The organism is Ramlibacter sp. (assembly GCF_035706265.1).
Taxonomy (GTDB): domain Bacteria; phylum Pseudomonadota; class Gammaproteobacteria; order Burkholderiales; family Burkholderiaceae_C; genus Ramlibacter.
Map to the genome: position 1 here is coordinate 1 of NZ_DASSVG010000361.1, position 11,290 is coordinate 11,290.

Annotated in this window: 6 protein-coding genes; all 6 read left to right on the forward strand. The window is 68.0% G+C overall.

Going from position 1 to position 11,290, the window contains the following annotated elements; translation table 11 throughout:
- Window positions 1-3,646, forward strand: a 3,646-nt coding sequence (locus tag VFM98_RS13145) for a nitrate reductase subunit alpha (RefSeq protein ID WP_325110369.1), incomplete at its 5' end; no start/stop codon positions are given.
- The gene (narH, locus tag VFM98_RS13150) at window positions 3,643-5,178 is read left to right on the forward strand and encodes a nitrate reductase subunit beta (RefSeq protein ID WP_325110370.1); all 1,536 of its coding nucleotides are present in this window, start codon (window positions 3,643-3,645) and stop codon (window positions 5,176-5,178) included. The genes VFM98_RS13145 and narH, both read left to right, overlap by 4 nt.
- Window positions 5,175-5,852: a nitrate reductase molybdenum cofactor assembly chaperone gene (narJ, locus tag VFM98_RS13155; protein WP_325110371.1), complete on the forward strand. Its 678-nt coding sequence runs from the start codon at window positions 5,175-5,177 to the stop codon at window positions 5,850-5,852. The genes narH and narJ overlap by 4 nt, the downstream gene beginning before the upstream one ends.
- Complete coding sequence (gene narI, locus VFM98_RS13160) at window positions 5,849-6,622, forward strand: respiratory nitrate reductase subunit gamma (RefSeq protein ID WP_325110372.1); 774 nt, start codon at window positions 5,849-5,851, stop codon at window positions 6,620-6,622. The genes narJ and narI overlap by 4 nt, the downstream gene beginning before the upstream one ends.
- A 313-nt stretch (window positions 6,623-6,935) precedes the next feature.
- Window positions 6,936-8,165, forward strand: coding sequence for a nitronate monooxygenase family protein (locus tag VFM98_RS13165; protein WP_325110373.1), 1,230 nt, complete (start codon window positions 6,936-6,938; stop codon window positions 8,163-8,165).
- The coding region (locus VFM98_RS13170) for an LAGLIDADG family homing endonuclease (RefSeq protein ID WP_325110374.1) at window positions 8,162-11,290 on the forward strand (3,129 nt) is incomplete at its 3' end. The genes VFM98_RS13165 and VFM98_RS13170, both read left to right, overlap by 4 nt.

Sequence of the window (11,290 nt, forward strand, 5' to 3'; positions counted from 1 at the left end):
CGGCTCCTGCTCGTGGAAGATCTACGTCAAGGGCGGCATCGTCACCTGGGAGACGCAGCAGACGGACTACCCGCGCACGCGCTGGGACATGCCCAACCACGAGCCGCGCGGCTGCGCCCGCGGCGCCAGCTACAGCTGGTACCTCTATTCGGCCAACCGCGTGAAGTACCCGCTGGTGCGCGGCCGCCTGCTGAAGCTGTGGCGGGAAGCGCGTGTGACGCTGCCGCCGGTGGCGGCCTGGGCCCGCATCGCCGGCGACGAGGCCGCCCGGCGCAGCTGGCAGCAGGTGCGCGGCATGGGCGGCTTCGTGCGTTCGAGCTGGGACGAGGTCAACGAAATGGTCGCCGCGGCCAACATCCACACCATCGGCCGCTGGGGGCCGGACCGCATCATCGGCTTCTCGCCGATCCCGGCCATGTCGATGGTCAGCTACGCCGCCGGTTCGCGCTACCTGTCGCTGATCGGCGGCGTCTGCATGTCCTTCTACGACTGGTACTGCGACCTGCCGCCCTCGTCGCCGCAGGTCTGGGGCGAGCAGACCGACGTGCCCGAGTCGGCCGACTGGTACAACAGCAGCTACATCATCGCCTGGGGCTCCAACGTCCCGCAGACCCGCACGCCCGACGCGCACTTCTTCACCGAGGTGCGCTACAAGGGCACGAAGACGGTGGCGATCACGCCCGACTACTCCGAGGTCGCCAAGCTGGCCGACCTGTGGATGCATCCCAAGCAGGGCACCGACGCGGCGCTGGCGATGGCCATGGGCCACGTGATCCTGAAGGAGTTCTACTTCGAGCGGCGCAGCGCCTACTTCGACGACTACGCGCGCCGCTACACCGACCTGCCGATGCTGGTGCTGCTGAAGGAGCAGCAACTGCCCTCCGGCGGCAAGGCCCTGGTGCCCGACCGCTACCTGCGCGCCTCCGACTTCAACGGCAAGCTGGGCCAGTCCAACAACCCCGAGTGGAAGACGCTCGCCTTCGACGAGAACGGCAAGGTGGTCGTGCCCAAGGGCGCGATCGGCTTCCGCTGGGGCCCGGATGGCCGCCCCGATGCCGGCCAGTGGAACCTCGAGTCCAAGGAGGCGCGCGGCAACGCGGACGTGAAGCTGAAGCTGTCGATCCGCGAGGGCGAGAACGGCGACGCGCAGGACGCCCAGGTGGCCTTCCCCTATTTCGGCGGCATCGCGCACGAGCACTTCGCGTCGAGCGAGCATGGCGACGTCCTCCTGCGCGACGTGCCGGTGCAGCGGATCAGGCTGGGCAAGGCGGGCGAGGAGCGGTGGGCGACGGTCGCGACGGTGTTCGACCTGCAGGCGGCGCAGTATGGGGTTGCGGCCGACGGAGCGCCCCCACCCCAGCCCTCCCCCAAAGGGGGAGGGAGTGAAGAGAGCGGGTACGACGTCGTGGCGCCGTACACGCCGGCCTGGGCCGAGAAGATCACCGGGGTGCCGCGCCAGCAGATCGTCGCGGTGGCGCGCCAGTTCGCCGACAACGCCGACAAGACGCAGGGCCGCTCGATGGTGATCATCGGCGCGGCCATGAACCACTGGTACCACGCCGACATGAACTACCGCGGCGTGATCAACATGCTGATGCTGTGCGGCTGCATCGGCCAGTCCGGCGGCGGCTGGGCGCACTACGTGGGGCAGGAGAAGCTGCGGCCGCAGACCGGCTGGACGGCGCTGGCCTTCGCGCTCGACTGGATCCGCCCGCCGCGGCAGATGAACTCCACCTCCTTCTTCTACGCCCACAGCGACCAGTGGCGCTACGAGAAGCTGGGCGTGCAGGAAGTGCTGTCGCCGCTGGCGGATGCGAAGCAGTTCGACGGCAGCCTGATCGACTACAACGTGCGCGCCGAGCGCATGGGCTGGCTGCCTTCCGCACCGCAGCTGCAGACCAACCCGCTGCAGGTGGTGAAGGACGCGAAGGGCGGCGACGTCAAGGACTACGTCGTGAACGCGCTGAAGGCCGGCACGCTGAAGATGTCCTGCGAGGACCCGGACCATCCGGCCAACTGGCCGCGCAACATGTTCGTCTGGCGCTCCAACATCCTCGGCTCCTCCGGCAAGGGCCACGAGTACTTCCTCAAGCACCTGCTGGGCACTTCCCACGGCGTGCAGGGCAAGGACCTCGGCTCGGACGAGGCGAGGCCGAAGGAAGTGGCGTGGCATGCCCACGCGCCCGAAGGCAAATTGGACCTGGTGGTGACGCTGGACTTCCGCATGTCCACCACCTGCCTCTACTCCGACATCGTGCTGCCCACGGCCACCTGGTACGAGAAGAACGACCTCAACACCAGCGACATGCATCCCTTCATCCACCCGCTGTCGACGGCGGTGGACCCGGCCTGGGAAGCACGCAGCGACTGGGAGATCTACAAGGGCTTCGCGCAGAAGTTCAGCGAACTCGCCGAGGGCCACCTGGGCGTGGAGAAGGAAGTGGTGCTGTCGCCGCTGATGCACGACACGCCGGCCGAACTGGCGCAGCCCCTGGGCGTGGCGGAGTGGAAGCGCGGCGAGTGCGACCTGATCCCGGGCAAGACGGCGCCCAACATCGCGGTGGTCGAGCGCGACTACCCGAACGTCTACAAGCGTTTCACGGCGCTCGGCCCCTTGATGGCCAAGGCCGGCAACGGCGGCAAGGGCATCGCCTGGAACACGCAGGACGAAGTGGAGCAGCTCGGGCAGCTCAATGGCCTGGTGCACGAGCCCGGGGCCACCCAGGGCCTGCCGAAGATCCAGAGCGACATCGACGCCTGCGAGGTGATCCTGCAGCTCGCGCCGGAAACCAACGGCCACGTGGCCGTCAAGGCCTGGGAGGCGCTTTCCAAGGCCACCGGCCGCGAGCACGCCCACCTGGCGCTGCACCGCGAGGACGAGAAGATCCGCTTCCGCGACGTGCAGGCGCAGCCGCGCAAGATCATCTCCTCGCCGACCTGGAGCGGGCTGGAGAGCGAGAAGGTCTCGTACAACGCCGGCTACACCAACGTGCACGAGCTGATCCCGTGGCGCACGCTGTCGGGCCGCCAGCAGTTCTACCAGGACCACCCGTGGGTCACGGCGTTCGGCGAGCAGTTCACCAGCTACCGCCCGCCGGTGGACCTGAACACCACGGGCGCCATCGCCGGGATCAAGCCGAACGGCCATCCCGAGATCCAGCTGAACTTCATCACGCCGCATCAGAAGTGGGGCATCCACTCCACCTACAGCGACAACCTGCTGATGCTCACGCTCAACCGCGGCGGGCCGGTGATCTGGCTGTCGGAAGACGACGCGAAGCGGGCCGGCATCGCCGACAACGACTGGGTGGAGCTGTTCAACGTGAACGGCGCCATCGCGGCGCGGGCGGTGGTGAGCCAGCGCGTCAACCCCGGCATGGTGCTGATGTACCACGCCCAGGAAAAGATCATCAACACGCCCGGCTCGGAGATCACCGGTGCGCGCGGCGGCATCCACAACTCGGTGACCCGCATCGTGGTGAAGCCCACGCACATGATCGGCGGCTACGCGCAGTTCAGCTACGGCTTCAACTACTACGGCACGATCGGCACCAACCGCGACGAGTTCGTGGTGGTGCGCAAGATGAACAAGGTGGACTGGCTCGACGAGGAAGCCACCGCGAAGCAAGAAGGAGCGCACGCATGAAAGTCCGCGCACAGATCGCGATGGTCCTGAACCTGGACAAGTGCATCGGCTGCCACACCTGCTCGGTGACCTGCAAGAACGTCTGGACCTCCCGCCCGGGCATGGAGTACGCCTGGTTCAACAACGTCGAGAGCAAGCCCGGCATCGGCTATCCGAAGCAGTGGGAGAACCAGGACAAGTGGCAGGGCGGCTGGAAGCGCAACGACGACGGCTCGATCGAGCCGCGCCAGGGCGGCAAGGTGAAGCTGCTGATGCGCATCTTCGCCAACCCCAACCTGCCGCAGATCGACGACTACTACGAGCCCTTCACCTTCGACTACGAGCACCTGCAGACGGCGCCCGAGATGAAGGCCGCCCCCACGGCGCGCCCGCGCAGCCTGGTCACCGGCCAGCGCATGGAGAAGATCGAGTGGGGCCCGAACTGGGAGGAAATCCTGGGCGGCGAATTCTCCAAGCGCGGCAAGGACCAGAACCTGGCCAGCTTCGAGAAGGTGCAGAAGGAGATGGTGGGGCAGTTCGAGAACACCTTCATGATGTACCTGCCGCGCCTGTGCGAGCACTGCCCCAATCCGGCGTGCGTGGCGTCCTGCCCCTCCGGCTCGATCTACAAGCGCGAGGAGGACGGCGTCGTCCTGATCGACCAGGACAAGTGCCGCGGCTGGCGCATGTGCGTCTCGGGCTGCCCGTACAAGAAGATCTACTACAACTGGCAGAGCGGCAAGGCCGAGAAGTGCGTCCTCTGCTACCCGCGCCTGGAGGCGGGCCTGCCGACGGTGTGCTCCGAGACCTGCGTGGGCCGCATCCGCTACCTGGGCGTGGTGCTCTACGACGCCGACCGCATCGAGGAGGCGGCCAGCGTGGCCGACGAACAGGACCTCTACGAGGCGCAGCTGGGCCTGTTCCTCGACCCGAACGATCCGATGGTGATCGAGCAGGCGCGCCGCGACGGCGTGCCCGAGGCCTGGCTCCAGGCGGCGAAATCGAGCCCGGTGTGGAAGATGGCGATGGACTGGAAGATCGCCCTGCCCCTGCACCCCGAGTACCGCACGCTGCCCATGGTGTGGTACGTGCCGCCGCTGTCGCCGATCACTTCGGCGGCGAACGCCGGCCAGATCGGCGCCAACGGCGAGCTGCCGGATGTCTCGCAGCTGCGCATCCCGGTGGAGTACCTGGCCAACCTGCTCACCGCCGGCCAGACCGGCCCGGTGATCCGCGCGCTCGAGCGCATGCTGGCCATGCGCGCGTACCAGCGCGGCAAGCACGTCGACGGCGTCGCCAACGCCAAGGTGCTGCAGCAGGCCGGGCTTTCCGAGCGGCAGGTGGAGGAGATGTACCGCGTGATGGCGATCGCCAACTACGAGGACCGCTTCGTGATCCCGTCCACCCACCGCGAGTACGCGGAGAACACCTTCGACATGAAGGGCGGCTGCGGCTTCTCCTTCGGCAACGGCTGCTCCGACGGCGCCAGCGACGCCAGCCTGTTCGGCGGCAAGAAGAAGCGCACCATCCCGATCGCGGTGGAGAAGTCATGAGCCGTTCCATCCGCTACACCCTGCGCGCGCTGGCGCTGCTGCTGTCCTACCCCGGTGGGGAAGTGCGCGCCGCCGTGCCCGAACTGCTGGCCGCGATCCGCGACGAAGCGGCCCTGCCCGCGCCGCGCCGCGCGGAGCTGCAGGCCTTCGGCGCCGACCTGCTGCGCGCCGACCCGCTGGAGGCCGAGGCGCGCTACGTGGAACTGTTCGACCGCGGGCGCAGCACCTCGCTGCACCTGTTCGAGCACGTGCACGGCGACTCGCGCGAGCGCGGGCCGGCCATGATCGACCTGCTGAAGACCTACGAAGCGGCGGGCCTGCGGCTGGAAGGCCGCGAACTGCCCGACCACCTGTGCGTGGTGCTGGAGTTCGCCTCCACCCAGCCGACCAGGCTGGCGAAGGCCTTCCTCGGCGAGATGGCGCACATCCTGCGCGCCATCTTCAGCGCCCTGCGCCAGCGGGACAGCAACTATGCGAGCCTGCTCGCCGCCGTGCTCGAACTCGCCGGCGAGAAGGTGGAAGCGGTGCCGGTGGCACCGGAAGAAAGCCTCGATGCCACCTGGGCCGAGCCCGTGGCCTTCGGCGGCTGCAGCACGCAAGGCCAGGCCGCCCCCGGCCGGCCCCAGCCCATCCAGATCGTGCGGCGCAAGGCGCCGCAAGGAGCCAGCGCATGAAAGCCCTCGACGCGTTCCTCTTCGGCACCTATCCCTACCTCTGCCTGGCGGTGTTCCTGCTCGGAAGCCTGGTGCGCTTCGACCGCGAGCAGTACACGTGGAAAAGCGATTCCTCGCAGCTGCTGCGCGCCGGGCAGCTGCGCTGGGGCAGCAACCTGTTCCACATGGGCGTGCTGTTCCTGTTCTTCGGGCACACCGTTGGCATGCTGACGCCGCACTTCCTGTACGAGCCCTTCATCTCGCCCGGCAACAAGCAGCTGATGGCGATGGCCAGCGGCGGCATCGCGGGCCTGCTGGGGTTCGTGGGGATCACGATCCTGCTGCACCGGCGGCTCACCGATCCGCGCATCCGCATCAACTCGCGGCTGGCCGACATCGCGCTGCTGTGGCTGCTGTGGCTGCAGTTCGCGCTCGGGCTGGTGACGATCCACTCCTCGGCGCAGCACCTCGATGGCGGCCTGATGATGAAGTTCGGCGAATGGGCGCAGCGCATCGTCACGTTCCGCGGCAGCGCGGCCGAACAGCTGGTCGAGGCAGGCATCGTGTTCAAGCTGCACATGTTCCTCGGCATGACGATCTTCCTCGTCTTCCCGTTCACGCGGCTGGTGCACGTGTGGAGCGGCTTCGCGAGCGTGGCCTACCTGTGGCGCCCGTACCAGCTGGTGCGCACCCGCCGCAACCTGGCCGCCCCGCAGCCTGCTGCCCGCCCCGGCTCCACCGACGCGCTGCCGCGCCCGGTGCCGGACTTCGAGCCGAGCCGGGTGGGGTAAGAACAGCCGAACAGCCGGACATCTGAACTGCCGGACGCAGAGGACGCGAAGGGTACGCAAAGGACGCAAAGGAAGACCTTTCAAGAAAAGGCCTGCAGAACTCTCTGCCTTCCTTCGCTATCCTGGATTTCTTTCGCGTCCTTTGCGTACCCCTTGCGTCCTTTGCGTCCGGCAGTTCGGTTTCCGTCTTCCGGTATTCCTCCGCACCCCCGAAATCCAAACCCGGCGGCGTTTGATGCAAGACAACGTTAGTGCCTGCTCACGCCTGTAGCCTCCGCTCCCGTACCGGTATTCACCGGGGAACGTGGAACACATGGACAAATCCTCTGCGACTGAACTGGCCCGCGCTGCCGGCCTGAATCTGTGGACCTTCCGGGGCCGGACGCTGCTGCCGGTGGTCCAGGGCGGCATGGGGGTCGGCATCTCGGCGGGCCGCCTCGCCGGGACGGTCGCTTCCTTCGATGCGGTGGGCACGATCTCCTCCGTCGACCTGCGGCGCCTGCATCCGGACCTGATGGAAGCCACCAGCGAGCTGTCCGGGCCGCAAGCCAAGGCGCAGATCGACGCGGCCAACAAGGAAGCCCTGCACCGCGAGATCAAGCGCGCGCGCGAACTGGCGCGCGGCCGCGGCCTGATCGCAGTCAACGTGATGCGCGCGCTGGACCAGTACGAGACCTACGTGCGCCAGGCGCTGGAAAGCGGCGCCGACGCGCTGGTGGTGGGCGCGGGCCTGCCGCTGGACCTGCCGGAGCTGGCGCGCGATTTCCCCAAGGCGACCCTGGTGCCGATCCTCTCCGACGCCCGCGGCGTGCAGCTGCTGGTGCGCAAGTGGGAGAAGAAGGGCCGGCTGCCCGACGCCATCGTGATCGAGCATCCGCGCCTGGCCGGCGGCCACCTCGGGGCCGCCAAGGTGGCGGACCTGAAGGATCCCCGCTTCGAATTCGACGTGGTGCTGCCCGAAGTGCGGGAATTCTTCGTGAAGAGCGGCTTCGACAAGGAGATCCCGCTGATCGCCGCCGGCGGCGTCTCCAGCCGCGAGGACATCAAGCGCCTGCAGGGCCTGGGCGCCTCGGCCGTGCAGCTCGGCACCGCCTTCGCCGTCACCTGCGAGAGCGACGCCAGCCTGGCCTTCAAGGAAGTGCTGGCCGGCGCGAAACCCGAGGACCTGGTCGAGTTCACCAGCGTGGCCGGCCTGCCCGCGCGCGCCGTGCGCACGCCCTGGCTCGACAAGTACCTGCGCCTGCAGGAACGGATGCAGAAATCCGCCCACCAGAAGCCGCACTGCACGATGTGGTTCGACTGCCTCACCAAGTGCGGGCTGCGCGACGGCCATGCCGACTGGGGCCAGTTCTGCATCGACAAGGTGCTTGGCTACGCTCTCGCCGGGGATGTTCGCAAAGGACTATTCTTCCGGGGGGCAGGCCGCCTGCCCTTCGGCACCCAGATCCGACCCGTGCAGGACCTGCTGAACTGGCTGGTCGGCAACCTGGTCCCTCCCACCATCGCCGTCGCCCTCGCGAACGCCGAACTCCAGGAAGCATGAAGCGCGATCCCGCACCCTACGAAGTCCCCGCCCTGCCGCCGCAACCCATCAGCGTCGATGTGGTGCGGGAGAAGTACCTGAAGGAGGGCGAAAGCAGCGAGACCGACCTGCTCAAGCGGGTGGCCAAGGCCCTCGCGAGCGTGGAGGCCGAGCCGCTGCGCGCCAAGTGGGAACGCCGCTTCTTCGACAACCTGCAGGCTGGCGCGATCGGCGCCGGCCGCATCATGAGCGCCGCCGGCACCGACCTGCAGGCCACGCTGATCAACTGCTTCGTGCAGCCCGTGGGCGACGCGATCCAGGGCCGCGACGAGGAAGGCTTCCCCGGCATCTACGAGGCGCTGCGCGAAGCGGCCGAGACGATGCGCCGCGGCGGCGGCGTGGGCTACGACTTCTCGCGCATCCGTCCGCGCGGCGCCGAGGTCAAGGGCACCGGCTCGCTGGCCTCGGGGCCGTGCAGCTACATCGACGTGTTCGACCACTCGTGCTCCACGGTGGAAAGCGCCGGCGCGCGCCGCGGCGCCCAGATGGGCGTGATGCGCATCGACCATCCGGACGTGCTGGAGTTCATCACCGCCAAGCGCACGCCGGGACGCTGGAACAACTTCAACGTCTCGGTGGCCGTCACCGACGAATTCATCCGCACCCTGCAGGCCGGCGGCGACTGGCCCCTGGTGCACAAGGCCAAGCCCGGCCCGCAGCTGGTCGCCCAGGGCGCCCACCTGCGCTCCGACGGCCTGTGGGTCTACAAGAGCGTGCCCGCGCAGCAGCTGTGGGACACCGTCATGCGGTCGGCCTACGACTTCGCCGAGCCCGGCATCCTGTTCGTCGACACGATCAACCGCGAGAACAACCTGCGGTACGCGGAGAAGATCAGCGCGACGAATCCTTGCGTGACGGCGGATACCCGGCTGGCGACGCAATACGGCCTGATCCCCATCGGCGAGCTGTACGCGCGCGGCGTCGAGATCCAGGCGACCGTGGACCAGCGCACCCTGGGCGGCGAGGGACGGGGCGTGGTCACGCGCGGTGCGAAGCCGGCCTTCAAGACCGCGGAGCGCGCAGCCGTGTTCCGCGTGGTCACCGAAGACGGCTACGAAATCAAGGCGACCGAGTGGCACGACTTCTACACCGGCCGCGGCAAGATCAAGCTGCGCGACCTGGTCGTGGGCGACGAGTTGCTGGTGCAGTCCGGCAAGGGCCAGTTCGGGCAGGAAGGCAGCGAGGATCTCGGGCTTCTGCTCGGCCTGCTCACCGGCGACGGGCACTTCACCAACCGGGGCCATGGCAACGAGGCTGCGGTGGTCGACCTGTGGGGCGAGGAGCGGTTGCTGGCCGATCGCGTCTCGAATTTCATCAATTCGCTGATCGGCACCGCGTCGGCTTCCGGCCGCCACTATCAGGTGGCTCCCATCGCCATCCCGCAGCGCAATCGCGTCTGCATCCGGTCGGTGATCCTCGCACGGCTGCTGGCCGCCTACGGTTTCAACCGGACAACCAAGCTGAAGGTGCCGGAAGTCGTCTGGCGCGGCAGCGAAGAATGTGTCCGTGGCTACCTCCGTGGCCTCTTCCAGACCGACGGAACGGTCAACATTTCCTCTCTCAGCCAGAGCTGCTCGGTGCGGCTGGCCTCCAGCCACCAGCCCTTGCTGAAGGAGGTCCAGACGCTGCTGTCCAACTTCGGCGTCTTCTGCCGGATCCGCAAGCGCCGGGATGCGGGCGAGCGAGCGATGCCGGATGGCCGCGGCAGCCTCCGCAGCTACCAGTGCGTCGAGAACTACGAACTGATCATCGACGGCGAGTCGCGTGAACGGTTCATGGCGGAAGTGGGCTTTCTCCTGCCCGGCAAGAACGAGAAGTACGCGGGCTGGGTGAAGGACAAGGTGCTGCTGAAGACGCAGCGCTTCGCGTCCAGGATTGCGGCCATCGAAGCTGCGGGCGAAGAGGCGGTCTTCGACACGACGCAGCCCGATCACAATTCCGTCATCTTCAATGGTCTGGTGACGGGGCAATGCGGTGAGCAGCCTTTACCGGCGTATGGTTGTTGCGACCTCGGTCCGATCATCCTGACGAAGTTCGTCCGCCATCCCTTCGGCTTCGGCGGGCCGCCGCACTTCGACTTCGAGGGCTTCACCAGGGCGGTGGCGACGCAGGTGCGCGCGCTCGACAACGTGCTGGAACTGACCTTCTGGCCGCTGGAGCAGCAGCGCGCCGAGGCGCAGGCCAAGCGCCGCATCGGGGTCGGCTTCACCGGCCTGGGCAACGCGCTCGCCATGCTGCGCCTGCGCTACGACGCGCCCGAAGGCCGCGAGATGGCGGCGCGCATCGCCCGCGCCATGCGCGATGCCGCCTATGCGGCCTCGGTGGAACTGGCCAAGGAAAAAGGCGCGTTCCCCCTCTTCGAGGCCGACGCGTACCTGGAGGCCGGCACCTTCGCCAGCCGGCTGGACGAGCCGCTGAAGGAGGCGATCCGCCAGCACGGCATCCGCAACAGCCACCTGCTGTCGATCGCGCCCACCGGCACGGTGAGCCTCGCGTTCGCCGACAACGCCTCCAACGGCATCGAGCCGCCCTTCTCGTGGACCTACCACCGCAAGAAGCGCGAGAGCGGCGGCCACACGACCGAGTACACGGTGGAGGACCACGCCTGGCGCCTGTTCCGCTCGCTCGGCGGCGATACGTCCAAGCTGCCGCCCTACTTCGTCTCCGCGCTGGAGATGCCGGCGGCGGACCACCTGGCGATGATGGAGGCGGTGCAGCCCTTCGTCGACACGGCGATCTCCAAGACGGTCAACGTGCCGGCCGACTATCCCTACGAGGACTTCCAGGGCCTGTACCTGGAAGCCTGGCGCGCCGGCCTCAAGGGCCTGGCGACCTACCGGCCCAACGAGATCCTCGGCTCGGTGCTCTCCACCACGCCGGAGGCGAAGGCGCAGCAGGAGCAGGCCACCGAAGCCAAGGTGGACCCGATGCGCGCGGTGATCGCGCGCCGGCCCAATGGCCAGCTCTCCGCGGTGGCGGAGAAGGTCGAATACTGGACCCAGCAGGGCCGGCAGACGCTCTACATCGTCGTCTCCTTCCTGCCGCTGGAAGACGGCCGCGAGCGCGCGATCGAGTTCTTCATGCCG